The 25604-nt window shown below is 51.5% G+C and carries 24 protein-coding genes; 23 read left to right on the top strand and 1 reads right to left on the bottom strand.

Features of this window, described 5'->3' with window-relative positions:
* On the bottom strand, nt 1-292 hold a 292-nt coding region (locus tag NTU47_16915), incomplete at its 3' end, for a hypothetical protein (GenBank protein MCX6135489.1).
* Between the two features lie 157 nt (nt 293-449).
* Here NTU47_16915 and NTU47_16910 point away from each other — a divergent pair.
* From NTU47_16910 to NTU47_16800, 23 genes are all read left to right on the top strand, one after another.
* The gene (locus NTU47_16910; GenBank protein MCX6135488.1) at nt 450-1238 is read left to right on the top strand and encodes an ABC transporter permease; all 789 of its coding nucleotides are present in this window, start codon (nt 450-452) and stop codon (nt 1236-1238) included.
* 4 nt (nt 1239-1242) lie between these two features.
* Nucleotides 1243-1986: an ABC transporter ATP-binding protein gene (locus tag NTU47_16905; protein ID MCX6135487.1), complete on the top strand. Its 744-nt coding sequence runs from the start codon at nt 1243-1245 to the stop codon at nt 1984-1986.
* An 811-nt stretch (nt 1987-2797) separates the two neighbouring features.
* On the top strand, nt 2798-3976 hold the full coding sequence (locus NTU47_16900; GenBank protein ID MCX6135486.1) for a GSCFA domain-containing protein: 1179 nt from the start codon (nt 2798-2800) through the stop codon (nt 3974-3976).
* Nucleotides 3977-3980: 4 nt separating this feature from the next.
* Complete coding sequence (locus NTU47_16895; protein ID MCX6135485.1) at nt 3981-4904, top strand: hypothetical protein; 924 nt, start codon at nt 3981-3983, stop codon at nt 4902-4904.
* Nucleotides 4901-6103, top strand: a complete 1203-nt coding sequence (locus NTU47_16890) for a glycosyltransferase family 2 protein (GenBank protein MCX6135484.1) — start codon at nt 4901-4903, stop codon at nt 6101-6103. The genes NTU47_16895 and NTU47_16890 overlap by 4 nt, the downstream gene beginning before the upstream one ends.
* 366 nt (nt 6104-6469) lie before the next feature.
* Nucleotides 6470-7438: a Gfo/Idh/MocA family oxidoreductase gene (locus tag NTU47_16885; GenBank protein ID MCX6135483.1), complete on the top strand. Its 969-nt coding sequence runs from the start codon at nt 6470-6472 to the stop codon at nt 7436-7438.
* On the top strand, nt 7438-8085 hold the full coding sequence (locus tag NTU47_16880) for an acyltransferase (GenBank protein MCX6135482.1): 648 nt from the start codon (nt 7438-7440) through the stop codon (nt 8083-8085). Before NTU47_16885 ends, NTU47_16880 begins: the two co-directional genes overlap by 1 nt.
* On the top strand, nt 8086-8712 hold the full coding sequence (locus NTU47_16875; protein MCX6135481.1) for a class I SAM-dependent methyltransferase: 627 nt from the start codon (nt 8086-8088) through the stop codon (nt 8710-8712).
* Nucleotides 8713-8716: 4 nt separating this feature from the next.
* Nucleotides 8717-9664 carry a glycosyltransferase family 2 protein gene (locus NTU47_16870; protein ID MCX6135480.1) on the top strand — a complete coding sequence of 316 codons (948 nt, stop codon included), beginning with the start codon at nt 8717-8719 and terminating at the stop codon, nt 9662-9664.
* 52 nt (nt 9665-9716) lie between these two features.
* Nucleotides 9717-10742: a GNAT family N-acetyltransferase gene (locus NTU47_16865; protein ID MCX6135479.1), complete on the top strand. Its 1026-nt coding sequence runs from the start codon at nt 9717-9719 to the stop codon at nt 10740-10742.
* A gap of 50 nt (nt 10743-10792) precedes the next feature.
* Entirely contained in the window at nt 10793-11731 is a 939-nt protein-coding gene (locus NTU47_16860; GenBank protein ID MCX6135478.1) for a lysylphosphatidylglycerol synthase transmembrane domain-containing protein, read from the top strand.
* Nucleotides 11728-12588 carry a polysaccharide deacetylase family protein gene (locus NTU47_16855; GenBank protein MCX6135477.1) on the top strand — a complete coding sequence of 287 codons (861 nt, stop codon included), beginning with the start codon at nt 11728-11730 and terminating at the stop codon, nt 12586-12588. Before NTU47_16860 ends, NTU47_16855 begins: the two co-directional genes overlap by 4 nt.
* A gap of 72 nt (nt 12589-12660) precedes the next feature.
* Nucleotides 12661-13626 carry a glycosyltransferase family 2 protein gene (locus NTU47_16850; protein ID MCX6135476.1) on the top strand — a complete coding sequence of 322 codons (966 nt, stop codon included), beginning with the start codon at nt 12661-12663 and terminating at the stop codon, nt 13624-13626.
* On the top strand, nt 13619-14527 hold the full coding sequence (locus tag NTU47_16845; GenBank protein ID MCX6135475.1) for a polysaccharide deacetylase family protein: 909 nt from the start codon (nt 13619-13621) through the stop codon (nt 14525-14527). The genes NTU47_16850 and NTU47_16845 overlap by 8 nt, the downstream gene beginning before the upstream one ends.
* Nucleotides 14528-14645: 118 nt before the next feature.
* On the top strand, nt 14646-15821 hold the full coding sequence (locus tag NTU47_16840) for a glycosyltransferase (GenBank protein ID MCX6135474.1): 1176 nt from the start codon (nt 14646-14648) through the stop codon (nt 15819-15821).
* A gap of 153 nt (nt 15822-15974) precedes the next feature.
* Nucleotides 15975-17921 carry an asparagine synthase (glutamine-hydrolyzing) gene (asnB, locus tag NTU47_16835; protein ID MCX6135473.1) on the top strand — a complete coding sequence of 649 codons (1947 nt, stop codon included), beginning with the start codon at nt 15975-15977 and terminating at the stop codon, nt 17919-17921.
* Between the two features lie 72 nt (nt 17922-17993).
* Nucleotides 17994-19082 carry a class I SAM-dependent methyltransferase gene (locus NTU47_16830; protein MCX6135472.1) on the top strand — a complete coding sequence of 363 codons (1089 nt, stop codon included), beginning with the start codon at nt 17994-17996 and terminating at the stop codon, nt 19080-19082.
* Nucleotides 19073-20308 carry a glycosyltransferase gene (locus NTU47_16825; protein MCX6135471.1) on the top strand — a complete coding sequence of 412 codons (1236 nt, stop codon included), beginning with the start codon at nt 19073-19075 and terminating at the stop codon, nt 20306-20308. Before NTU47_16830 ends, NTU47_16825 begins: the two co-directional genes overlap by 10 nt.
* 23 nt (nt 20309-20331) lie before the next feature.
* A complete protein-coding gene (locus tag NTU47_16820) occupies nt 20332-21243 on the top strand; it encodes a polysaccharide deacetylase family protein (GenBank protein MCX6135470.1) in 912 nt (303 codons plus the stop codon).
* Nucleotides 21236-22366 carry a glycosyltransferase family 4 protein gene (locus NTU47_16815; protein MCX6135469.1) on the top strand — a complete coding sequence of 377 codons (1131 nt, stop codon included), beginning with the start codon at nt 21236-21238 and terminating at the stop codon, nt 22364-22366. Before NTU47_16820 ends, NTU47_16815 begins: the two co-directional genes overlap by 8 nt.
* Nucleotides 22367-22625: 259 nt before the next feature.
* The gene (locus tag NTU47_16810; protein ID MCX6135468.1) at nt 22626-23381 is read left to right on the top strand and encodes a class I SAM-dependent methyltransferase; all 756 of its coding nucleotides are present in this window, start codon (nt 22626-22628) and stop codon (nt 23379-23381) included.
* Nucleotides 23382-23643: 262 nt separating this feature from the next.
* On the top strand, nt 23644-24048 hold the full coding sequence (locus NTU47_16805; GenBank protein MCX6135467.1) for an FdtA/QdtA family cupin domain-containing protein: 405 nt from the start codon (nt 23644-23646) through the stop codon (nt 24046-24048).
* A 37-nt stretch (nt 24049-24085) separates the two neighbouring features.
* The gene (locus tag NTU47_16800; protein MCX6135466.1) at nt 24086-24904 is read left to right on the top strand and encodes a formyltransferase family protein; all 819 of its coding nucleotides are present in this window, start codon (nt 24086-24088) and stop codon (nt 24902-24904) included.
* Nucleotides 24905-25604: the final 700 nt, after the last annotated feature.

Genomic DNA, 25604 nt, shown 5'->3' with positions numbered 1-25604 from the left:
CAGGCTTGAGCTGCCGGAACACCTTCGTCAACCTGAGAATAGAGAGCAGAGCGGATGCCTTGTATGCCAGTATGCCCAGGGGATGGAAGTACTTGCGGTCGAGGATTGTGAAGGGAACAATCTTGCACGGAATTCCTAATTCAGTCAATGAATCGACGAGCGGGCCTGGTTCAGGGACCAGAACGATGGGCTCAATCTCTTTCGAAAAAGATCTGATCAGATCGAGAAGGGACTTCTCCGCACCGTATTCACCCGCCGAGGCCGAAAGGAGTAGCACGCGTTGTCGAATCATCAGTTGTCCTGCTTTGTCTGCTTTTTTTCTTGAGCCAATATAATGTATGTCTATGGATAATGCCAACCCTCTCCAAATTTCGCTTTTTTCGCAACGTTTTCGTTCGTATATTTGACCCGAAATTGATATCAGGAACCGCGAAGGGAGCACGAGAAGCTTGAGTTCAGAAGCAGATGGAATGACAGCCAGCGGCACATTTCGCAGATCTTTCGACATCGTGAGAGAATTCGCGGTGGCGGACTTTCGTCTCCGATATCACGACTCCCTTCTCGGATATCTCTGGTTCCTCCTGAGTCCCGCCCTGATGTTTGGTGTCTACTATTTTGTTTTCACCAGCGTCATCTATCTTAGAATCCCGGACTTCGCTCTCTATCTGATTCTTGGTATCGTCTGCTATAATTTCTTCCAGGACTGCACCTACAGCGCCATGTACAGTCTCGCTGCGAAGGCGCACATCATCAAGAAGGTGTACTTTCCGCGCTATCTGATCATTATCGCTTCATCAGCAACAGCCGTTTTCTCTCTGATGGTCAATCTGGTGGTTGTTCTGATAGCCGTATTTGTTTCAAAAGGGATTCCAGATCTGCTTTGGCTGGTTCCGATTCCAATCCTCTGTCTCATGCTCTTCTCGACTGGCGCCGGCTTCATCCTTGCAGCCCTCTATGCCCGGTTTCGGGACCTGGGTCAAATATGGGGTGTGCTGGTCGTAGCGATTTTTTGGCTCACACCGGTAGTCTATGATGTCAGTTCGCTGCCGGAGGGGACTCAGATCACGGTGTTCCTGAATCCGCTCTCCCGTATTTTCATGATGATGCGACACTATCTTCTCTATGGGTTTTTCGATATGCAGTTTCTTGTCATTACGGTTGCGGCGTCGTTCTTCACATTCATTCTAGGATTGATCATTTTCCTGCGAATCCAGGACCAATTAGCGGAACAACTGTAGAGCGATGAACGTCATAAATCTCCATAATGTATCCAAGATCTTCTCCATCCCCCACGAGCGGAAACGTACGTTGTTTCACTGGCTGTCATCTCTCGGGAAGGGCCGATACGACTTCGAGCCTCTGTTTGCGCTCAAGGATATCAATCTCCAGATCGAACGCGGAGAATTTGTCGGAATCATCGGCCGCAACGGCTGTGGAAAATCGACGCTTCTGAAGATCATTTCCCGGATCTATCCTCCCTCGACCGGGACAGCGAAGGTGCAGGGAAGTATCTTCCCGCTCCTGGAGCTTGGAGTTGGATTCCAGCCCGAGTTCTCCTGCAAGGAAAACGTTTACCTGTATGGCTCAACCCTCGGGTTTACTCGAAAACAGCTGAGAGCGCGGCTCGAAAGCATAATAGCATTCGCGGAACTGGAGAGATTCATTGATGCCAAACTCTCCACGTTGTCGACAGGAATGATCGTCCGACTTGCCTTCGCGATCGCTGTTCAATCGCAGGCTTCGATCTATCTCGTTGATGAAGGATTGGCGGTTGGCGACAACGTATTCAAAGAAAAATGCAGAAACGAGTTCAAGCGGTTGAAGGAGGAGGGAAGGACCCTGCTGTTTGTAAGCCATGATATGCTTGAGATACAGACATTCTGCGATCGAGTTGTCGTGATGACGGATGGACAAATCATCAACACTGGTGGTGCAGCCGAAATGATTCAATTCTATCTCGAGAACAAACACAAATCTCCATCATGAGAGATCGCAGAACTATGAAGAGAATTACAGCGCCATCAATGCCTCCAGGTTATGAGCTTGATGATGATGGCAGCCCAATGCAACACTATCACGAAGAGCAACGAATTGCATCAAGTTTCGGTCGCATCCGGACGACTATCTGCAGAACATCCTGATCCAGTTTCTTTTTGTGCGCTCCTATGATAAGCTCGAATCCACAACGAAGGATATGCGCGTGGGAAGGGCCGTCGAGGTAGGGGAAGCGCAGCGTCGTTCAGCCGCGAGGTTACAGAGGTTTTCTCCCCCGTGGTCGAGCGTGTTTCGCCGAATCTTGTGCCTGAGCCTGCAACATTCATGAAGACAACCTGCCAATCTCGGGCTGGGCAGGATGCTCGACAGCTTGTTTCGTGATCAAGATCTGATGACGTCGGGGTCGCTTCGGAGGTGTGTGAGCATATCGAAAACCCTGCCGTGGCGCTAGGAGGGTCGGCCCGAGTATCACGCCAGCGCGCTACTATATCTGTTTCGTTCAAACCTTGGGGGCGAATCGACAATATCTTGCCGGGTTCTCGTTGAGGGATATGGGGAAACACCCCCATCCACTTCAATCATCGGGACAAGAGGAGATTTAAGAAGATTCTTTCGCGTGAGTTTCAGAATATGAAGGTCTGTAGGCATTTGTAGTCTTTCCCTGTATGTTTAGGCCTGCGAAGTGGGCGAACGCGTTACAACCAAATTATTCTATCGCGGCAACGGTCTGCGTGACATTCTGTATTGCTTGTGAGAACGTCCGTCGGGACTGAGATTGCATGATCTTTGTGAGGCGACAACAATGGATCCGTACAAACGCGATTTGATGGATAGGAAACTGGTAGAAGGTGAAGTGCATCCTCCAATGGAATTCGGCAGCCGCTGGTTCAAGCCCAAGGATTTCAAATGGCTGCCTTCGCAAAGTGAACTGCGGAAAGCAGGGCTCGATTCAATCATGGAAGGTTGGAAGCCCGCAGAACCGTTTATTCGTCCTGAAACAAAGGTCATTGCGCTGGGAAGCTGTTTTGCGAAGCACTTTGTGCTCTGGCTCGCTGACCATGGATTCAACAAATCAGTTCCCAAGTCGCCGTACAATGCAATCATTCGAAATGCTTTTTCGTTTGAAAGTGTTTCGGTGATCGCACAGCAGTTTCGTTGGGCCTTCGATGAGTTGGGTTCGGACAAGACGTTCTGGGTAGAGAAGAACAAGGAGATTTTCGAAGCGACAGAAGAGCGCCGCCGCCTGGTCAGAGAGACGTTTGAGAATATCGACGTTCTTGTCCTGACCCTTGGTTTGTCTGAGGTCTGGTATGATCAGGTCACGGGCGAGCCGCTCTGGCGGGCGATCCCTGAGAAGTACTATGATCCTGCCCGGCACGTGTTCAGAGTCGAATCGCTGAGCACCACGATAGGCTCGCTGGAAAAAATTGATTGGCTTAGGCGTCAGCATTTGCCTGATCTGAAGATCATATTTACGATTTCCCCGGTCCGGTTAGGTGCTACATTCAGGCCGGTGTCGGCTCTCACGGCAAACTCGGCGTCCAAAGCGGTCCTTCGTGCCGGACTCGACGAATTTCTCCGTTCGAGATGGGACGATGTGAATAAGACGCTGTTCTATTTTCCTTCGTATGAAATGGTCACCGATTACTTCAAAGAGCCTTTTCAGGAAGACAACCGCCATCTCTACGAGCACATACCACAGCAAATCCTCTCTGTCTTCGCGCGCTACTACACGGCCGGCGATCTCACCGATCCCTCGGAGCCCGTTGCCGTGGACGAATCCGGATTGCAGGAGCTTCATACGACCATTCGCCAGCTAGAAGTTGACAGAACCAAGCTGCAACAGATCTGCGATGAGCGGTTGCATGTGATCGAACAGCTCGACGCAGAGTACCATTCAATGACACGAGCGGCCGAAGAACGCCTCAGGCTGATCGAGATGCTTGATGCTGAAGTGAATAAACTCAAAGGAGGCGCTTAACGCCATGGGAGCAGTGCACTTTTCAGTGGATGTAGGCCTGATCGCGGCGCTCAAGAAAATCCTACCTCTTGACGTCTTCGTCGAAACCGGAACATTCGAGGGCGACACGATTGAACTGGTTCTGCCCCTGTTCTCGGCGGTCCATTCAGTTGAACTTTCCGAAGACTACTATCGCCAAGTTATGCTGCGGTTTGGGAAAAACCCTAAGCTTACGCTGCATCTCGGCCACTCAGCAGACATCCTGAAGAAGCTGAGTCCTGAGCTGGAGAGGGCATCGGCCTTGATCTGGCTAGATGCACATTGGTGCGTGGCTGACAAAACCGCGGGGGGAACTTCACAGTGTCCACTCCTCGATGAGTTGGATGCGATTGGAAGTCTTGGTCCCGACAGCGTTGTGCTGATCGACGATGCAAGGCTCTTCCTCTGCCCGCCTCCCTATCCCCACGAGGTCAGCCACTGGCCAAGGTTCCAAAAGGTCATCGAGAAGGTTTTCAGCCTGAGCAAAAGTCATGAGATTGCGATTGCGAACGATGTAATCATGTTCTTCCCATCGAAGGTCCGAAGCGAAGTAGAGGCTTATACCTATGCGCATTCGATCAACTGGCTGACTGTGCTTGACAAGTCGCGGGACTACGATGTTCTTCTAAAACAGTTGAAGGACAAGGAGAAGGAACTGGAGGCGTCTGTTGAGAAAGAGCGTGTCATCGATACACTTCAGCATACAGCGGAAGACCGTCTGAGAGAAGTCGAATCGCTCACGAGTGTCGCGGCAGAGCGCCTTCGAGTGGCTGAGGAAAGACTGCGGTTGATTAACAAAATGGACGAAGAACTCACCGCTATCAAGCAGCACATCATCTACCGTTCGCTCGTGAGGATCAAGCGAATCCTTGAATACATCGGCATCCCGAGAAGGCAGAATCAACAGTGAGCTCATCGCAGACACCATTGGTTACTATCGTCACCCCCTCCTTCAATCAGGGGATTTTCATAGAGAGGACGATTCAGAGTATTCTGTCGCAGGACTATCCATACATCGAGCACATCGTCGTTGACGGTGGCTCGACGGACGAGACTCTTGAGATCCTCAGACGCTACGAGGGAAGGTTACGCTGGATCTCAGAGAAGGACAACGGGCAATCTGACGCGATCAACAAGGGATTCAGAATGGCAAAAGGGGAAATCCTTAGCTGGCTTAACTCCGATGACATTTATCTTCCTGGAGCGGTGACAAAAGCTACAAGATTCATGGCCGAGCATCCTGAGGTGATGACGGTGTACGGGGAGGGGTATATAATTGACGAACTCGATAGAGTCAAGGAGAAATTCCCCTTTACGGAGCCCAAGTTCGATCTCACAAAGCTGATCTACAACGGCGACTATATCCTTCAGCAAACCTCGTTCTTCCGGAAAGCGCTGTTCGAAACGATCGAAATGCTCGAAGTACCCTATCACTACACGATGGATTGGGACCTGTTCATCCGAATCGGTAAGCGCTTCCCTATCGGATACTTGCCCGAAGACATCGCTTGCATACGGGAACATGGGACAGCTAAGACTACTGTGGGGGGGAAAGAAAGATTCCGGGAAATCGTCGGCATGCTTCGCAAGCACAGTATCATGAGATATCCCCCCGCGTATTTCAACTACATGTGGGACGCTTACGGGAAGGACATCTTTGACACTCCAGGAAGCGATGGTGGGGCCGGCTTTAAGGCTCGCATACTTAGCCTCGTGAAGCGTTTCGCACAGTACTTGTTTGATCGAACGGGATTGCAGCGTTACAATGGTTGGTATGCTGATGGTTGGATTGGGCGCAAAGGTTTGATTACCCTGCCCAACTATGAACCATCACAACCGAAGACCATGCTGTACATCCGCGGGAAAGCCGTTGCACCAAATGCCCCGATCAAGATCAAGGTGCGCGTCAATCGGAAGTACGATCATCGACTTCTCGTCAGTAGACCCGGAGTTTTTTCCACGGAGTTCACACTGCCCGAAGTCTTGCAGCGAGATGATGCATTTCATGTGGAACTCCTTAGCGACTCCAGCTACGTTCCTTCCGACTATGGCGTAAAAGAGGATTCTCGCAGGCTTGCGTTCATACTGGAGGAGCTTGCGATTCGATAGCGGAGAGAAAGCAGATCGGAAGTCGATGCTGATGATGAATCAAGTGAGGGTGGGATGAGGGGAGTTCGTCAGATGGATTGCGTTGCCGGATTCCGACGAAATGTACATCCGGCTTGTTCAAGCGATCACGACCGGGGGGGGGCGACGACATCCTGGTGCCAAACATCAATGACCAGGCAAACTGCTTCCTTGGAATCGACGGTGCGATTGCAGACATACTGTGCGTGTGCATCCGAAGTTTTTTTTTTGCATATTGCCACTTGAACAAGTTCATCCAGCCCCAAGTGCCTGAAATAGCTTTCTGATATCATGGGGTTGGTGCCACGGCGAACTAAACCAGAACTGGCCTCGGATCAGGAGATTCAGATGAACAAGAATTTCGCCATCACCGGAGTTGCCGGGTATGTGGCTCCGCGTCACCTGCGCGCAATTCGGGATACAGGGAACCACCTGGTGGCTGCGACCGACCCACGAGACTCCGTTGGCTTGCTCGATCACTACTCCTTCGACGTCAGATTCTTTCCAGAATTCGAGCGATTCGACCGGCATCTTGAAAAACTGCGACGCGGACCGGAAGATTACAGGGTTCATTATTTGAGTGTTTGTTCCCCCAACTACCTTCACGATGCGCACATTCGTTTGGCTCTGCGTACGGGCGCAGATGCCATCTGCGAGAAACCTCTGGTTATAAACCCGTGGAACCTGGATGTCTTGCAGGAACTGGAGAGGGAAACTGGCAAGCGCGTGTTCACGATCCTTCAACTTCGGCTCCATCCATTGCTCATTGAGCTGAAGCAACAATTGTCCAAGGACACCTCCGGACACCGACACAAAGTTGTGCTGACGTACGTTTCGGCGCGAGGTCCTTGGTATGATACGTCCTGGAAGGGAATTGAGGAACGTTCCGGAGGGCTGGCTACCAACATCGGGATCCATTTCTTCGATTTGCTCCTGTGGCTCTTTGGCGCGAGCCAGGGTTTTGAGGTTCATGTCAATGAAAGGAACCGCATGGCCGGTTCACTCGAACTGCGTAACGCGGATGTGTCGTGGTTCCTTTCCGTGACCTCGACAGATCTCCCGTTCGTCGCGGTGCCCGGGGCGAAGTCGACCTATCGGTCGATGCTGATCGATGGCAAGGAAATTGAATTCACCGAGGGATTCGGGGATTTGCACACTCGGGTTTATGAACAGACTTTGCGGGGTCAAGGGTTTGGCATTGATGAGGCGAGGGCCTCCATTGAGCTTGCGTACGCTATTCGCCATTCACCCGTGGAGGTCATGGGAAACAACACTCACCCGTATTTCCTGAAAGGAACACCAAAGGAGAGCGCCTGATGGCATACTTCAAACATGAAACTGCGGTCGTTGACGAGCCCTGTGTCATCGGCGAGGGGACGAAGATCTGGCACTTCTGCCACATACAGAAAGGGGTGAAAATCGGAGAGCACTGTGTGTTTGGTCAGAACTGCAATGTCGCCAACGATGTGGTGATTGGTTCAAACGTTAAGGTACAGAACAATGTTTCTATCTACACGGGCACCACTATTGAAGACGATGTTTTCCTTGGGCCGTCATGCGTTCTCACAAACGTTTCAAATCCGCGCTCGCAAATAAACAGACATAGCCTCTATGAAGGAACAACTCTGCGACGTGGTTGCACGGTCGGTGCCAATGCGACAGTGGTTTGCGGCGTGACGCTGGGACGATATTCGTTCATTGCCGCCGGCGCGGTTGTGACGAAAGCGGTACCTGACTATGGGCTGGTCGTCGGTGTACCAGGCAGGTTGATTGGCTGGATGAGTCGTCACGCCCACAGATTGTACTTTGATAAATCGGGAATTGGGACATGCCCCGAAAGCGGTTTCCGGTACAAACTGGGGACTGACGGCGTGAAATGTCTTGACTTGGTAGAAGACCAACCCCTTCCTACTGAACACTCTTTAGGTACCAAATCATACAGGGACTTCGCGACAAAGGGATAGATGCCACCACGGGATTTCGAACGCCTTGATTTCGCTAGCAACTACAGATCTGGTAACCCTGTCATACGGTTCCTGCTGAGCAGGTTCTACAAGAGACTTGAAACTCTGATTAACTCGCTCCTTGGGAACCTGGCTTCGATACTGGAAGTGGGCTCAGGTGAAGGTTATTCTACTTCCATTATTTCGAACCTCATTCGAGACAGAGGAATTGCTCTGTTCACGTCTGACCTGGTCCCTGAGCTTGTGTCTCGAAATAGGGAGAGGTCAGGGGAAAACAGACTGCTTGTTCAAGATATCACGGAGCTTGCGGTCAAATCAAAGAAGGTAGACATGGCGATAGCCCTTGAGGTTCTTGAGCACCTTCCTGAGCCCGAAATAGGAGTGAAGGAACTGGCACGCGTGGCTCGCTGCCATGTCCTGGTAAGTGTGCCTTTCGAACCGTGGTGGAGACTTGGCAACATCGCCCGAGGTGCATACCTGAGGGATCTTGGCAATACTCCCGACCATTTGAACCATTGGGGTAAAAAGGGTCTACGCAGGCTCTTGGAAAGAGAATTCACCAACGTGAAAATTTATACGACCTTTCCCTGGCTCCTTGCGGTATGCACGCACATACAACCCGAGTGAAAGCATGAAGAGGATCCTTGTAGCAATCCCGGTACTCAACGAAGCGGAGAGTTTGGGGGCTATTCTTGATCGAGTCCGATCGATCAAAATTCGCGGTGCGCGGCTTTCAGTCCTTGTCGTGGATGACGGCTCGACGGATGGTTCGGCGACGATTGCCAAAGGGCATGGCGCAGCATTGATCTCTCACGGCGCAAACCGTGGATTGGGTGCCGCCTTCCGTTCCGCTGTTCGCTATGCTCTCGCGTCCGGTGTCGATGTAATGGCCACTATTGACGGTGACGGGCAATTTGATCCGAACGATTTGCCAAAACTCATCAATCCAATCCTCGAGGACCAATCGGATTTCGTAACTGCCTCGAGATTTCGCACTCTGGAGTACGTCCCGGTCATGCCCAAAATCAAGTTCTGGGGGAATCGTCGCATTGCTCAGATTGTCAACAGGCTAGCGGGAACGGCACTTCATGATGTGTCATGCGGATTCAGGGCCTACTCGAGGGAGTCGCTTCTGGCGCTGGACCTTATCGGAGACTTCACGTACACCCATGAAGTCATCCTCACCCTGGCGTTTCGTGGAATCCGAATGATGGAGGTTGATGTGAAGGTACGCGGCAGCCGGGAACACGGAGAATCCCGTGTTGCAGGGAGCATCGTTCGCTACGCACTCCTTTCGAGCCTGATACTGCTTCGAAATTTCAGGGACTATCGTCCTCTCGCGATTTTTGGTATACCTGCGATTGTCGTGGCCGCGACCGGCATACTCTGTCTTTTCTATTTCTCGATTAGCTCGATCATTCTGCAGGAATTCTATCCGAAAGTCTTGGCATTCATCGGTGCGTTCATGCTTCTGTTCGCGACAATCTTATCTATTACTGCGCTGTTGGCGGATATGTTCACGCGTATCCGGATGCAACTGGAGGAGACGAAAAGGAATCTTCTCAGGTTGAAGCGATGAGGCGCACGATTGAGTGTAAGAGATCAACTTATCAATCGGTAATTGGCGCGCTATGATCGAGGTTCAGGATGTCCCTGAAGCGAGAATAAAAGAGTGGAATGATTTCGTCTTCTCGCATCCGGATGCAACTTATGTCCACCAGTACGGATGGGCTGCTGCGATCGGGCGATCCTACGGATTTCGAGTATTTCATCTCGCAGCTACAAAAGGCGAGCGAATTATTGCGGTGTTGCCCGCCGTAGCAATCAAGAGACCGTTCGCTTCGCCTTCTGCTATCTGTCTGCCTTTTTCTGGCTATGCCGGTCCGCTCCTCGCTCCGGACTACGATGTATACACAGTTTTGTCGATATTTCAGAGGTACCTTCAAATCGAGGGAATCCCGAGACTCGAACTCTGGCAACCGTGTGGAGAGGAAGCCGCGTTCGGTGAAGAGTGTACGCTCAAGCTGAGACTGCCCGATTCTGCGGAGAAGCTCTGGCGGAGCTTCGACTCCAAGGTGCGCAATCTCATCAGGAAGGGAGAACGCTCAGGTGTTACACTCCAGTGGGGCATCGAGCAGCTTGATGATTTCTACGAAGTGTACTCTCAGAACATGTCTCGCTTGGGTACTCCAGTACATTCAAGATTCTTCTTCTCAGAGATCTGTAGCAATCTAGAACAAGGAATTGATGTGCTGACTGTCCGAAAAGACCGACATGCGATTGCTGCGATGGTTGTCGCCAAGTTCCAGCGGAAGCTCGCAGATCCTTGGGCTTCGTCACTTCATCAATTCAACCATTTGTCGCCGAACATGCTTCTGTATTGGGAAGTTCTGCGATACGGTTGCGAAAATGGATACGAAGAGTTTGATTTCGGGCGGAGCAGAAAGGGATCAGGGACATTCAGCTTCAAGAAACAGTGGGGCGCAGTTCCTTTTTCTCTCGAGGTGATCCGGGTGACCGCGCAAGGCGCGAGTCGAACCGATGCAGCACAGATTTATAGGGGGAAGGCCGCGAGGGCGTTCAGTGCCGCATGGATGCTCCTGCCTCTTCCGATCGCAGGTTGGTTGGGGCCAAAACTCAGGAAATTTCTCCCGTAAGTATTACCATCTGTCATTTGCTCGCATATCCAGGAGGCTAGATCAGTAGAGTGCAGAAGTACGGTAAATGGCTCAAGCTTGTCGGGATCATACTGTGGCTGTATATCATACTGCAGCTCGATTTCGGGAAAGTCGTGAAGGTATTCAGTGCCATCGATTTCCGATGGTTCCTTGCTGCGACTGCCTGCTTGGTAGGCACTTACTGCTTCAAAGCACTGAGATGGCGAACCGTATTGACTCTCCAGCGGGTGCATTACGGCATTTTCAAAACGATAGGCATAACCTTCTTGAGCTCATTTTTCGGCCTTGTGATTCCAGGGAAATTGGGTGACGTCATCAAGCTGACTTATACAAAGAGTTCCGGCCTTCCTTTCGCACGAGGTTTGGTGAGCATCGTGCTCGATCGCATCTATGATCTGGCGGTTCTTCTGAGTCTTAGCCTTTTCGGCTTGTTCTATTTCTCAGGTGTTTTTATCTCTGAGGTTTGGGAGATCAGTCTGATTCTGGGAGTTCTGGCACTGATGACCCTGTTGGTTCTTACGCAGAGGATGCGGTTGTTCAAAATGATGAAGAAATTCCTCAGGTTAGTCCTCAGCAGTTCCTCATATGCCACCCTGTCAGAGGGATGGGAAGCGTTCAGGATGGATTTTGGCAAGGTTCTTGGGAAGACTTTTCTTCCTATGCTCGGCCTCTCGGTACTCGCATATTTCTGTATGTTCTGTCAATTCTACGCACTTGCGCGGGGGATCGGACTCAACCCGCCGTTTTCATATCTGGGCCTGAGCCTTGCCGTTGCAACCCTCGTTTCATTGCTGCCGATCTCTGTTGGGGGGCTGGGAACAAGAGAGGCGGTGTTCATCATAATGTTAAACAAGATCTCCATTACTTCGGAATCGGCCGTCCTCCTGTCTTTCATCGATCTTGCTCTTTTTGCAGTCCTCATCCCAGCACTTTTCAGTCTTCCATTTTGGCTGCGGAGGGAAGAATGAAGGAGTCCGCACCAAGGTCTTCCAGTTTCCTTTCCTTCGATGTCGAAGATTGGTACCAAGGATTCATTTACAGGAACATCTCCGGTTGGGAGAAGTATCCTTCTCGGGAAGAAGCAAGTGTCGATCACATTCTTAATTTGCTCAGTGAACATGGAGTGAAAGCGACGTTCTTCGTCGTCGGTCGATACGCCCACGCTCATCCAGACGTTGTGAAGCGGATCGCGGTGAGCGGTCATGAGATTGCTTCGCACGGGTATGAACATCAACCCGTCCCGCTGCTTGGTCGCACTGGCTTCCGTGAAGATGTGAGGCGCTCCCTGGATACCCTCGAGGTGATAACGGGCTCGAAAGTGCGAGGCTACCGTGCCGCAAGTTGGTCAGTCACACCCGAGTGCTCATGGGCGTTCGACGAGCTCGCAGAGATGGGTTTGGACTATGATTCAAGTGTATTCCCAACGAGATTCCACGCTTATGGCTTCCCGGGTGCACCGACGTACCCTCATAGGATTGTCGTACAATCCGGGAAATCGATACTGGAATTCCCGGCGCAGACCTGGTCGCTCGGGCCGCTGAAAATCCCCTCAGCCGGAGGTTTCTATTTGCGCGCCTTGCCTCTATTCATTTCACTTTGGGCTTTGCGCCAGTCCGTCAATAGAGGACGGGCTGGAATGGTGTATCTTCACCCCTATGATCTTGATGATGAGGTCCCGCGGCTGAAAACCGGGTTCGTTTTTCACATAATCCGGTATCACAATCTCGACAAGACCGAGGGTTACCTGAGGTGCTTGCTGAAGGAGTTCAAGTTTACTCCGATCCGTGACTATCTTGACAATCCGTCGGGAGCTATTACCGGCTGACAAGCTGAGCGAGGAGCGAGCGCGCTGCGCGACAGACGATCCATCTTATTTGCCAAGCCTTGGAGTGACCATATGTATAGGAAGAAATGTATCGCAGTCGTAGTTCCCGCCTACAACGAGGAAAAGCTCATTGGACGAGTCGTGGAGACGATGCCGAGATTTGTTGACCATGTCGTCGTCGTCAACGATTGCAGCACAGACCAAACGAGAGGGGTGCTTGAGAAGCTCCGGAAATCTCATCCAAAGCTCGTGCTCATTGACCATCAGCAAAACCGCGGCGTGGGTGGGGCCATCGCTACCGGTTACAAATGGGCAAGAGACAACCGAGTCGACGTCGCCGCCGTTATGGGGGGGGATGCCCAGATGGATCCGAGTGAGCTCGCGAAGCTGGTTGATCCCGTCGTCCGTGGTTGGACTGACTATGCGAAAGGAAACCGCCTCTTCTCCGGAGATGCTTGGAAAATCATCCCGAGAACGCGCTACATCGGAAACTCAATATTGTCATTCCTCACAAAGATAGCTTCCGGTTACTGGCATGTTGCCGACTCGCAATCCGGATATACAGCGATCAGCAAGAAGGCGCTGCAGATGATCGACTGGGACGAGATGTACCCAAGGTACGGCCAACCCAACGACTTGCTTGTCCGACTCAACGTATTCAATTTCAGAGTGGTGGATGTCCCCGTCACGCCGGTTTATAACATCGGCGAGAAATCAGGGATCAAGTTGGAACGTATCGTCTTCACGCTTTCCGTTCTGCTCCTCAGGCGTTTCATCTGGCGCATGAAGCAGAAGTACATCATTCGCGACTTTCACCCGCTCGTTCTCTTCTATGGTCTCGGATTCTTGTTGCTGTTTGTGGCCTTTCTCCTTGGAGTAAGGCTCCTCTTTTTCTTCTTTGCACAGAACTCAACACCAAGCATGAACGCGATGGCATTCCTGTTCACTGCGACGACGGGCTTCCAAAGCCTGTTCTTCGCAATGTGGTTTGACATGTTCTCCAATCGCGACCTGAAGGGAAAGACGTCGGATGAGTGACTCGACATCCCGGCTCGTGATTTCCGTCGATCTCGATGAGTGGTATCACGTGCGATGGGCGACCGGATCTGCGAACTCGCGCTGGGAGGAGCCCGCGGCTTTCTTCAAAGAAGTGTATGGATTGGATCGATGCCGTGGAGACATTGAACGACCGACGAACGAGATCCTCGATCTGTTCGACTCTCAAAACGTAAGGGCGACATTCTTCATCCTTGGCGAAGTCGGTCATGCTTATCCCCATCTCGTGAGGGAGATCGGCAACAGGAAGCATGAAATCGCGAGTCATAGCTTTCGCCATATCGATCTATGGATGCATACACGAGAATCATTTCAGCGGGAATTGAGAGATGCAAAATCCGTGTTGGAGGACCTGTCCGGACAACAGGTTGTAGGATTCCGCGCACCAAACCTTGTTATTGAGGATTGGATCGTGCCGATTCTGAGAGAGGAAGGCTTCCTGTACGATTCGTCGGTCTGCCCGTCGCGAAAGTTGATGGGGAAATTCAAGAATTCTCGAGAGCTCCCTTCGATTCCGTACAGGCTCTCGGCGGATTCTTTTATTCCGGGCGAGGGGTCTATGATTGAGATCCCGATCCCGACATTCCCTTATTTGAGGCTTCCGGCTGCGACCGGAATTGCAACTCGCGTGATTGGCCGGCCATGGACTTCGGTTGCATTGCGAAGTTCTCTGAGGGCCGGAGATTCATTGTACTACTTCCATCCATATGAGCTGACTCTCCCTCCAGCGATCGGAGGACTGACGGCGTACCAGAAGCTCTTCATGAGACGAACTGGATCATGGATGCTTCGAAGTGTGAAGAATCTGCTCTCCGAATTTTCGGGGGTGCGAAAAGCGACGTGCCGTGAAGTGGCGAGGAGCTTTGAACGTGCTCCGCTGTGATGAAGTCCTCTGAAGAAGTCGAAGCACTATTGTTGCTGAGATTTGTTTTGATTGTTCATGCCGGGATCCATGTCTTTGGCAGGATTTCTCGAATGCATTGTTGGTCCGAAAAGGTATCGTGTTGATCAGAGTCTGTGTTGTTACGACGTCATTCCCGCGTTGGAGTGGAGACTTAAGCGGCATCTTCATTGCGTCGCTTACGACAGAGCTCCATCAGGCAGGAACCGAGTTCGACGTCATAGCACCGTATGAAGTTGGCTGCCAGCACGATGAGATTCTCTATGGTGCCGCGGTCCATCGTTTTAGCTACTGGCTACCGGTTGCACGACAGCGGCTGGCGTCTGACTCGGGCATTCCGTCGGATCTTAAGTCGTTTCTGGGAAAGGTGCAGCTCCCGGCGTTTCTTATGATGTATGCCAGGAAGGCCATGAAGTATGCACGGATGTCCGATGTTGTGCACGCTCAGTGGATATTCTCCGGGATGGTCGGACTTGTTCTCGCGCACTTGTATGGAAAACCGCTCATCATTACCGTCCACGGCAGCGATGCAGCTCTCATGCGGAAGGGGAGAGTTTTCCGCTCTGTTGGTCGCTTCATACTCGATAGGGCAGCCAGGATTGTTGTCGTTTCGGACAGGCTCAAAAAGGATCTGATGTCGATCGGAATCGACGACAGGCAACTGACTGTCATTTACAACGGCGTGGACGGCAGGATCTTTTCGAAAACTTCCAAGGCGGACCACACCAAAGGGATACTCTGGGTTGGGAGGATGTCGGTTGAGAAAAATCTGCCGACACTCATGCGGGCGTTCGCACAGGTGGTACGTCAAATGCCTGATGCAACGCTCACTCTTGTTGGAGATGGTGATCGCAGGAACGATGTTGAGAAGCTGATCGGAGAACTCGGTATTACTTCAAATGTCAGATTGGTGGGGATGAAGACACAGGCTGAAGTAGCGGAATATATGAAGGCGTGCGATGTCTTCACGCTCCCCTCCTTGTCGGAGGGCTTTCCACTCACAGTGATTGAGGCGATGTCAATCGGGCGACCGGTTGTTGTGGCGGCCGTAGGTGCATTGCCCGATCTGGTGCGGCACGGCTCCAACGGGTATCTTATCGATCCGCGTGATGATGGCCAGTTGACGGCCGCACTTGTGAGCGTCCTGGCTGATCCGGGCAAGCAGCGCCAAGTCGGGGAAGCTGCAGCTGTGTCGGTTGGAGAACTGAGTTGGGATCGCATTGCGGAAAAAATGAATCAGGTCTACAAAGAAGTCCTGCGCCAGCCTGCAAGCTAGTGGTGTGGGGCGGACGGAGGTGGGTTGCGGTCGGAGAAACCTCGATTGTGCAGGAAAAAGGATCCACTCACCAAGATGTGAAGGAATCTCATCGAGGTCGCGTGGTTCAACGGGATAGCAATCAACTGCTGCAGTGAGGCGGGTACATAAAACATGTGCGGTATTTGCGGCGCGTATAGTATGGTCGGAAAAGCGGTGGACAAGACGATCGTCGGGAGAATGAACGATTGTCAGGCTCACCGCGGGCCGGATGATAGCGGGCTCTACGCTGAACCAACCGTTGCTTTGGGCCATAGGCGACTCTCCATTATCGACCTGAGCGTTGCTGGTCATCAGCCAATGTCGAATGAACAATGTTTCGCCCGACAACGGACCAGCGGTCGTGTTTGGTTTGTGTTCAATGGCGAGATTTACAACTTCCAGGAATTGCGCGCGGGACTGATCGACCGAGGCCACTTGTTTCAATCGCAGACGGATTCTGAAGTCATCCTGCATTTGTATGAGGAAGAAGGTGAACAATGCGTCGAGAGACTGAGAGGAATGTTCGCCTTCGGTTTGTGGGACGCGGGGCAGCAACGGTTGCTCCTCGCGCGAGACCGGAGCGGAGAGAAGCCCCTTCTCTACGGAATTCACAACAGCACTCTTTATTTTGCTTCGGAGATTCAGGCTCTTCTCAGCGTCCCCGGGTTCTCGAGGGAAGTCGATCCCACCGCACTGCGCCAATACTTCAATTTTCTTCACGTACCTCAGCCAGGTTGTCTGCTCAAGGCAATTCGCAAGCTCCCGCCCGCCACCACGCTGACAATAACGAACGGACAAATGAGCGAACGGTTGTACTGGAAGCCGTCGTACCGTGTGAAGTGGCAGAAGAGCGAGTCGGAGTTGGTGGAAGAGCTCCGCTTCCGACTTGACGATGTTGTCAAGACGCGCCTTGTAAGTGACGTGCCCATCGGCAGCATGCTTTCTGGCGGCATAGACTCAACCGCCGTGACTGCACTGGCTCAACGACATGTGGGGGGGCGCCTGCAAACGTTCAGTGCATTTTTCGAGGACGAAGAGGGGAGGGACCCCGATTGGAAGTTTGCCCAGCTGGCGGTGGACAGGTTGGGAGTCGAACACACCAACGTGTTCTATAACGCAGATGACTTGCTCAACATCCTTCCCGTCGCGGTCCGGCACTACGGCGAACCTCATGCCATTATCACAACGCTCGTAAGTCTCTTCTTGAGCAGGCACATCAAAGAGCACGTCAAGGTTGTTCTCTCGGGCAACGGCGGAGACGAAGTCTTCGGCGGATATCTCACGTACAAAAAAGTTCTGCAACTCAGCTCGCCTGCCGTCCAGCGGAGTCTTGACCTCATACCGCACTCACTCTTCCGATGGATGCGCAAACGACTCGCACATACTCATCGGGCAGTGAGTGGAGAGTTTGGGATGATTCTGTATGCGCTTTCTCTTTCGAATGAGATGAGAAGATCGTACAATATCGCCACGAGCGATATTTGGCTGACGACAGAGTTGTTTAGCCGGGGAGCCATGGATTCAGCGGGCGATCCGTGTTCCCATTTTCAATCTGTCTTTGCCAACGCAGATGCGGACCTTCATTTTGACGCGTGGCTGCATACGGACCTGATGTCGCGGATGCAGGAGTATACCGTGATTCAGCCCGACATCTCCGGAATGACGTACGGCCTTGAAATTCGAGCTCCTTTCTTGGACCACGAGCTAATCCAATTCGCGGGTGGGCTCACTCCGGACATGAAAGTCCGGAATGGCCAGATTACGAAGTATTTGCTCCGACGGGCATTGGAAGGCATCATTCCCGATGAGATTGTGAACCGAAGAGATAAGACTGGTTTCAGCGGTGTGACCTATGCCCACCTCATTGGACTGGCCCAGGGCCGCTGGGCTCCGTACTTCAAGGATTCATTGTTCAGCGGAATCCTGCAACATTGCGGTTATTTCCAACCCAGATTTATCGAGAGCACTTGGCGCACGTTGCTGCAGAGCGATCCCCGGAGCGCGAACGCAACCTTGCTGTTCCAGACCATCTGGTCGCTTGTGATCTTCGAGCACTGGTGGCGCGAAATAATGTCTTGAAACGCGAGTTGAACCATCTCACCGATTGACGCTGCTCAATCGGCGAACACGAACGACATGATAAGGAATGAAGTGAGAAGTTCTTGGACTGAATACTTGGCGGATCCCATTACAGGAGGCGCGTTGACACTTGTGGCTTTCGATAAGCAGGGTGATGATGTCGAGAGCGGCTACCTGGTGGAGGCGTCCGGGGCATGGTATCCTATCGTCAACGGTGTCCCCGTTTTCGTCCCAAATGCATTGGACCTTTATCCGGACTTTTTCCAGCAATACAAAGACCGGCTTCCAATTTCCAGCGAAGACAAGGAACGGACACGAAACTTCCGAAAAAAACACGGGCGGATACAAGACAGCTTCAGCTACGAATGGGGACGATACCATCGCTTTCTTCTAACATACGATTCACAGTATGTTTTTGAACCAGACCTGAAGCCATCTGATTTCGCGGGTAAGCTGGTACTGGACGCTGGATGTGGATACGGTCGTCATCTTAAGTTGATTGCCGATATCCCGGATACAAGGGTCGTGGGGATTGATCTCAGTCTTGCCGTGCACAAGGCGCGCGAAATCCTGAAAGGATACAAAAACGTCCTGATCATCCAGGCCGATCTTCATCATCCTCCTCTCAAGCCGGGTATCTTCGATTGGGTGTATTCGTGGGGAGTATTGCACCATACACCTGACACGCGTCGCGCTTTCGAGGGATTGGTGAAATTCAGCAAGGTAGGGGGGGGCATTTCGATCAAAGTATACCAGAACTGGTTCACTCCTGCTCACGTTGCTCAGCAACTCATTCGGCGCGTGACATGCCGTTTGCCCAGAGGATTGCTCTATTGGCTCTGCTATGCGGCCGTCCCGGTGAACAGCTTCTATCAGGTCCTGGGCAGACATGTGCCGGGGTTGGATGAGTTGATACGTTTTTTCATCAAGCCGAATCCGGATTGGAGAATCTGCCATACGGACACATTCGATTGGTGGCATCCGTTCTACAATCACTATCATAAGCATGTAGAAGTAATACGTTGGTTCGAAGAACTCGAGATTGGTGGTATTCACACTTATAAGCCTAACAATGTAGTGCGCGGAAACGTCACGTTGAATTCAGCATCAATCGCTGCTCAGCACCTTGCTGTCAACACGCCGGGGAGCAAATGGCTGTAAAGCCGACGATCCATTTCTTCTGTTTCTATTATCCGCCCTTGGCAAGATCGCGCAGCCGCCAGGTCTTCGCGCATACTCTCGCCAAGCACGGTTTTCCAGTAAAGGTCATTACCATCGCGAATCCTCACGGATTCTTCAACAAATTCGTCTTTGATCGATCGATGCCAGATGACCCGCCCGAAGTCGAAGTGGATCGCGTGCGGTCACGGAATTGGTGGGCGCTGGGGGAGGTGCTCTCGCAACTAGGGCTCTTGTCTGATGCCCAGATGAATTGGGTTTGGGCAGTGCGAAAGAGATTCAGGAATATTTCACAGCAACCCCGCGGTGTGTTGTTTGGACTGTATCCCCCGTTTGCAGATATCATGCTGGCCCTATGGGCCAAAGAACTGACGGGGTGGCCACTGATCCTCGACTTCAGGGATGAATTCCTGGAGGCGTCCGGAACTGGAACGAGTTGGCGCAAGAGGAAGCTGGCTGAGATGGAAGAGCGCGCATTGAAGGCGGCGGATCTTGTCTCTGTTGCTTCGACAACCCTGCAAAAACGGCTTCAGGATAGGTACAGTCTGCCTCCCGAGAAATTCATTGTAACCTACGGCGGGTATGACGATGAGTACAGGAACCTTCGTGAAAAGGGGAGTACCTCTGATGGAAACCTCATGCCCGGAACCGAAACGAGAGTTGTCTATGCCGGTGCGATCTCCCGGCACCAAAGACCCGAAGTCCTTTGCGAAGCATTTCGCCGGTTGTTCGACAAACACCCCGAGATGAAAGGCAAAATCAGCGCAACATTCTATGGCCCTGAAAACTATTACTACCGCCATTTCTTCCGACATCAGCTCAGCGAGGGGCTTCATTACGGTGGATTCCTGCCGTACGGCCAGGTTCAAAACGTAGTGTCTTCCTATGATGTCGGTTTCTTTTCTCTGGCGAGCGAGTTGTACGACTACGCATTGCCGCGAAAGCTCTTTGATTACATTCAGGATGAACTACCTATTCTGGCAGCACTGCCGGACGGCGAGGCGAGACAGTTTGTCGAAAGATACTCCTTGGGCAAAGTCTCTCATTACTCTGATATTGAAACTCTGGCCGATAACCTGTATCGGTATGCAGTCGACAACGGCGAGATTGCAAAGACCAAAGCGAATATCAGAAAAGTGAGAGCTGAGTTCAGTCTCCAAAACCAAATAGGCAAGTTTGCCCAAAGAATCACAGAAATGGTTAGTTGAAAATGGAGTTGAGACACAAACTCATGCAAAGCATCGGGAGGTCATCAAGCCCCCTCTGGTCATATGGCATTTCACTGGTTTGTCCGGGCTTGTATACGAGCGAACTGCATCGGCTTGCGGGACAACATGTATCTCTCTGGAACGGGAAGAGATGTGGTTTCTCGCTTTCCTTTGACGTCGACTTCGAGGAGGATGTCCGGGCGCTCCCGGCGCTTGTCGAGTTGCTTGAGCAACACGGGGTAAGGGCGAGTTTTGCTGTCGTGGGTATCCTGGTCGATAAATTCCCCGCCGAACACAAACTGCTCGCGGACGCCGGACATGAGATTGTGAACCATACTTACAGCCATCCCAATCACATTCTGCTCACCCCGAATCGGTACTTCGACAAAATCACAGTGCAGGAGCAGGAGGTGGAGATCCAAAGATGCGATGAAGTGATACGGAAGTATATCGGTGTCAGTCCAGTAGGATTCCGTACTCCACATTTCGGTAACCAGTACGCAACATCAATTTATGAGATTTTAGGAAAGATCGGGTACCTCTACTCCTCATCGACTGTTGCACCTCACACACCGAGCTTCGGCTATCCATTCATGGAACGGGAAGGGATTTGGGAATTTCCGGTTGGCACTTGTCCGGATCATCCCTTTACGACCTTCGATTCATGGCATGCGTTCCACAGAAAGCTCCCCTTCACAGGGCAAACCGGGTGGCATAGATCGGCCGCCTCGTTCAACAAGCTCTTTACCCGGCTGGTTCAGTTCGGAATTGACAATGGTTCATATGTCAATCTCTATCTAGATCCTCAGGATTTTGTGAAGGCTGATCTGGGAAAAGGGCTCCGATATCTTCAGAAAAGGGAGAGCGAATTGAGAATCCTTGCTTACGATGAACTGGTCAAACAGATCTCGGCGAAAGCGAAACCTGATGCTTAGACTTGCGGTCTTCACAAATGACCCGCTTGGAAGCTACTTCGCAAAAGGAGAAGTGAAGGCGAGGTATTTCAACCCTGAAAATCTATTTGGTGAAATCCATGTTATCACGCCGGCGGAGCAGGATGTCGATGCCGCGAAAGCTCAGGAGCTGGTTGGTGATGCGCGACTGACAGTCCATCCGCTTGGCCGGCCAAGTGCACTGAAACTGCCTGCACTTCTTGATCGGGCGAATCGGCTTGTGAAGAGTCTCAAACCCGACCTGATTCGCGGCCATGGCGTACACCTGGGGGGTCTTCAAGCCGTGTGGTCAGCTCGACGGAACAAAGTCCCTGTGGTCATTTCAGTGCATAGCAACCCCGACGAAGATTTTGTATCTTGGCTGAAGCAGGGACGTATTCGGCTTACATCCGGTTCCGTGCAGCAGTACATCTGGTACAAGCTGTTTCGGCGATACATCCTTCACAACGCTGATCACGTGATTTGTGCGTATCGATTTGCTGAGCGCTATGCGCGACGCCATGGCGCGTCACCAACAACCGTTATCTACAATCGGATTGACACTGACCGGTTCAAGCCCCTGGCTGCTCGATCAAAGCGGAAACGACCGGTTGTGTTGAGCGTGAATCAACAGATCGAAGTCAAGAATCCCGAACCGCTTATTCGTGCTGTGAAGAACCTGGATGTCGACCTCGTGCTCATTGGCGATGGAGTCCTCCACGGCCGAATGATAGAAATCGTCGACTCGTTGGGAATAGCGGGAAAAGTTACGCTGATCAAGGCCGTCCCTCATGCGAAGATTCACGAGCATTATCAGCAGGCGGACATCTTCGCAAATCCGATGCAATGTGGTGGTGTGTCGATGGGAACTTTAGAGGCGATGTCAACCGGGCTGCCGGTCGTACATGCGCGTCCATTGTGGGAAGAGAAGCCGGAGGTTCTTGATGATCTCGCCATCGTTGTCGATGCGTGTGAGGAGGGCTTTTCGGCTGGACTGAAAAGGTTGCTGGATGATCCGTCGCTGGCCCAAGAATTGGGTCGACAAGGTCGGAGGAGACTGCGGGAAATGGATGGTAAGATGATGGAGCAGCGAGAACGTGATCTGTACTCCTCGTTGCTCGGGTGAGTACCCGCGAAAACAGCAGAACCAGGAGTCAGATCGTGGCGCTGTGCCTAGACTGCAATCGTATCTATCTATGTACGCTCTTGCGCTGCCTCCGCGTGCGTCATCAGTGTTCAGATGCTTTCGTGCTCGGCCTGGCTGGCCCAATGCTGAGAGATCAAAAATCCCTCGCCACGTTTACAAATTATGGCTGCTAATCCGAGCTTGGTATTCCGCTTGGTGACACTCCACGTTTGACGATAGAAAAAAGGAAATCCCTCAGATGAAACAAAGCGGAAAGACACATTTGGACTACCTCAGTATCATTGGCGGGACCGCTGCGACTTACAGAAACTATGGCGAGAAGCGATGGAATCAGTACTATTTCAACACATATAAGATGATCGTCAGATGCATGCTAAAGAACGTGCCCCGGGACGAGGTTTTGGATGTTGGCACATCTCACGGCAACTGGCATAGATTCCTCAGAACGGCTGGCTTCAAGGAAGTGATAGGAGTCGAACTGGACGAAAAGCGAGCCGAAGAGGCAAGACAAACTGGTTACGATATCGTGTACAACTGTGACGCTGCGAATGTCCCGCGCGAGAGTTCGTCCTTTTCAGCAGCGGTCTCTAATGATGTCTTTGTTCATATTCTACAGCTGAGTGACAAGATTGCCGTGCTGAAAGAAGTGGAAAGATTGTTAAGGCCCGGCGGAGTGTTCATTCTCAATCACTCGATGTCCACGAGTATCATGAAAGAGGACTACCAGGTGGTTAATCATTGTTCGTTTCTTAGTCTAAACGACCTGATACGAATGATCAGTGAGAATACCTCGTTCAAGTTCATTGATATCAAACCTTCCTACTACCATTTCAGGAAAATGTCTGAGAACTTCTTTGTGAAATATCTGAGATCGGCATTGATCTATGTCCCATTTTCCGTGTCCATTTTCATCTGGTTGGATTCAATCATCTCGAGAAGCCATGCTATCGGAGAGTCTGACTACGTGTATGTGAAACTGCAGAAACCCCTGTAGCCGGTAACGCCGATGTCGCATGGATGTGATCGACAATCCGATTGTTGGGGGGGAGTGTCCAGAATCAAGTGGTGATAGGCCCAGCATCGCAGTGAGTGCCAACTCATTCGAACTGCTCGATTGTTAGAAGAGAATAAGACTGGATGGACTTGAAGCTGGTACATCATTCCCTCGTGGGATTGAAAGGTTTTGTTCTCGGGCTGTCTTTCAGCACGGTCTGCACCTCGGGTTCCAATGGCAATATTAATCACCGGAGAAGAGCATGCAACATCCAACCCGTCCCTGTTTGATGGAATTCGCGAAGGTAGGCGAATCCTCGATCGGGTACATTTCGATAGCTGAGGTCGGCCAGCACGTTCCCTTCGAAATCAAACGCGTCTTCTGGACGTATTTCACGCCAGAAAGCGTGGAGCGAGGAGGTCATGCACATCATTCGACGGAAATGTTGCTTCTCGCTGCGGCTGGCAGGATCCTCGTGAGAACGGAAATGCCGGACGGATACACAGAGTCTTTTCCATTGGATCAGCCTTTTCGTGGGTTGTATATCCCAAAGTACTGTTGGCATACGATGCGGTACTCACATAATGCCGTTCAGTTGGTTCTCGCATCATCGAAGTACGAAAAAGAAGACTACATCAGAGACTATGATGTGTTTAGGAAACTCTGAGGATTGTCACGTATGCTCCTCGAAGGGATGGTCCTGAATGGTGATTTGTGTCGCAGGTAAGAACGATATCGCGGTGGACGTACTTCATTTTCTTGTGGCAAACTACCCCAAGGAATCTGTAAGAGCTCTGCCCAACGGCACCGATAACGGAAACGACGATTGGCAGAAGTCGCTGCTTAAGGCAGCCAGGGCAATTGATGTGGGTGTGACAACGCTGCACGATCTGTATGATGTGGAGGATCTGTTGTTTCTATCGTTGGAGTACGACAGATTATTGGTCCCAACCTACTTCCGATCGAAGAAGCTCTTCAACGTCCATTTTTCATTGCTCCCTGAGTACAAGGGGGCCTTTACATCTGTTTGGCCCATACTCAATGGAGAAGATCACAGCGGTGTCACGCTCCACTTGATCGATCGAGGAATCGATACGGGGGATATACTGTTTCAGCGGCGGATCCAGATTAGTCCCACCGAGACCGCGAGAGATCTCTACTTCAAATATATCAAGGTGGGAACGAATCTGGTGATCGAGACTCTATTCGGGCTCATCAATGGTGACTATGAACCAAGGCAACAACCGTCTATCGGCTCGAGCTTCTATTCAAGGAAGAGCATCGACTTCGCGAACATCAGGATAGATCTGAACAAGACAGCTTTCGAGATTCACAACCAGATTCGTGGTTACAGTTTCAAGGAGTACCAACTACCGGAGTTGTTCGGGAAATCTGTTGCGATGAGCGAAATCCTGGCGGCCAGGTCTGACCAACGCCCGGGAACCCTTATCGCAGAAAATGATGAAGAGATAATTGTATCATCCGTCGATTATGATGTTCGAGCGATAAAGTATCGCGGGTAAGTGAAAACTGCGATGGAGTGCATGCTTGGCTGCTTCGACGAAATCGAAAAAGAATCCCTTGCCGTGCTGGGGCGGCGTGTGAATCATGTGCTTGCACTTCACAACCACCAAATGAACAATTTGGCTCCTCCTTGGGTGGTCCCGCACTATCACTCGATGTGACCCAACGCAATGAGACCGTGGCCGGTGAAAGTGCTTGGGTCAAGGCCCGTGAGTGGACGCACCAAGGGAAATAAGTACGTCGTTCAGCGTGGTACCTCCTTGTTCCGTCTAACTTGTAGACACTTGAACTGAGCGAGCCCCTTGGGAAAATAGAAACTCTTAACAAACTCCGGTAAAATGACACACCAAAGTCAGTCAGGAATAAACCTAGCATGGATTGGCAATCTCGGTAATGTTGGTTTCAATTACGTGAGGCTCCTGAACAGTAACAATGAAAACGCGCGATTGTATGTTCCTGATGATTATCTGACAAAGCTCTGGCCTGGCAATCCGGAATATGAATACAAGGGTGCATCTGGCGAGCAGTTTGTACGCAGGTTCAAGAGGTATGCGGTGCTGAACTTCTTTCTCAGGAGGATAAATCTGCAGATCCCCCTTTCAAATCTATTCTCAGAAATCTCACGAACCTGTAACATCGTTCAAGCGCAGACTGGGCACGAATCTGAAGCATATGAGATCTACAGACGGTTCAAGATTC

The organism is Ignavibacteriales bacterium, from assembly GCA_026390595.1.
Taxonomy (GTDB): Bacteria; Bacteroidota; Ignavibacteria; order UBA10030; family UBA10030; genus UBA9647.
Note: the sequence above shows the minus strand (reverse complement) of the source record. Positions and strands in the feature narration are given on the sequence as shown.

What these genes read in the sequence shown, in the direction of transcription:
- NTU47_16905 (MCX6135487.1), top strand. Translation starts at nt 1,243, where the DNA reads ATGAACGTCATAAATCTCCATAATGTATCCAAGATCTTCTCCATCCCC.
- NTU47_16900 (MCX6135486.1), top strand. Translation starts at nt 2,798, where the DNA reads ATGGATCCGTACAAACGCGATTTGATGGATAGGAAACTGGTAGAAGGT.
- NTU47_16895 (MCX6135485.1), top strand. Translation starts at nt 3,981, where the DNA reads ATGGGAGCAGTGCACTTTTCAGTGGATGTAGGCCTGATCGCGGCGCTC.
- NTU47_16885 (MCX6135483.1), top strand. Translation starts at nt 6,470, where the DNA reads ATGAACAAGAATTTCGCCATCACCGGAGTTGCCGGGTATGTGGCTCCG.
- NTU47_16880 (MCX6135482.1), top strand. Translation starts at nt 7,438, where the DNA reads ATGGCATACTTCAAACATGAAACTGCGGTCGTTGACGAGCCCTGTGTC.
- NTU47_16875 (MCX6135481.1), top strand. Translation starts at nt 8,086, where the DNA reads ATGCCACCACGGGATTTCGAACGCCTTGATTTCGCTAGCAACTACAGA.
- NTU47_16870 (MCX6135480.1), top strand. Translation starts at nt 8,717, where the DNA reads ATGAAGAGGATCCTTGTAGCAATCCCGGTACTCAACGAAGCGGAGAGT.
- NTU47_16865 (MCX6135479.1), top strand. Translation starts at nt 9,717, where the DNA reads ATGATCGAGGTTCAGGATGTCCCTGAAGCGAGAATAAAAGAGTGGAAT.
- NTU47_16855 (MCX6135477.1), top strand. Translation starts at nt 11,728, where the DNA reads ATGAAGGAGTCCGCACCAAGGTCTTCCAGTTTCCTTTCCTTCGATGTC.
- NTU47_16850 (MCX6135476.1), top strand. Translation starts at nt 12,661, where the DNA reads ATGTATAGGAAGAAATGTATCGCAGTCGTAGTTCCCGCCTACAACGAG.
- NTU47_16845 (MCX6135475.1), top strand. Translation starts at nt 13,619, where the DNA reads ATGAGTGACTCGACATCCCGGCTCGTGATTTCCGTCGATCTCGATGAG.
- asnB (MCX6135473.1), top strand. Translation starts at nt 15,975, where the DNA reads ATGTGCGGTATTTGCGGCGCGTATAGTATGGTCGGAAAAGCGGTGGAC.
- NTU47_16825 (MCX6135471.1), top strand. Translation starts at nt 19,073, where the DNA reads ATGGCTGTAAAGCCGACGATCCATTTCTTCTGTTTCTATTATCCGCCC.
- NTU47_16820 (MCX6135470.1), top strand. Translation starts at nt 20,332, where the DNA reads ATGCAAAGCATCGGGAGGTCATCAAGCCCCCTCTGGTCATATGGCATT.
- NTU47_16815 (MCX6135469.1), top strand. Translation starts at nt 21,236, where the DNA reads ATGCTTAGACTTGCGGTCTTCACAAATGACCCGCTTGGAAGCTACTTC.
- NTU47_16810 (MCX6135468.1), top strand. Translation starts at nt 22,626, where the DNA reads ATGAAACAAAGCGGAAAGACACATTTGGACTACCTCAGTATCATTGGC.
- NTU47_16805 (MCX6135467.1), top strand. Translation starts at nt 23,644, where the DNA reads ATGCAACATCCAACCCGTCCCTGTTTGATGGAATTCGCGAAGGTAGGC.
- NTU47_16800 (MCX6135466.1), top strand. Translation starts at nt 24,086, where the DNA reads ATGGTGATTTGTGTCGCAGGTAAGAACGATATCGCGGTGGACGTACTT.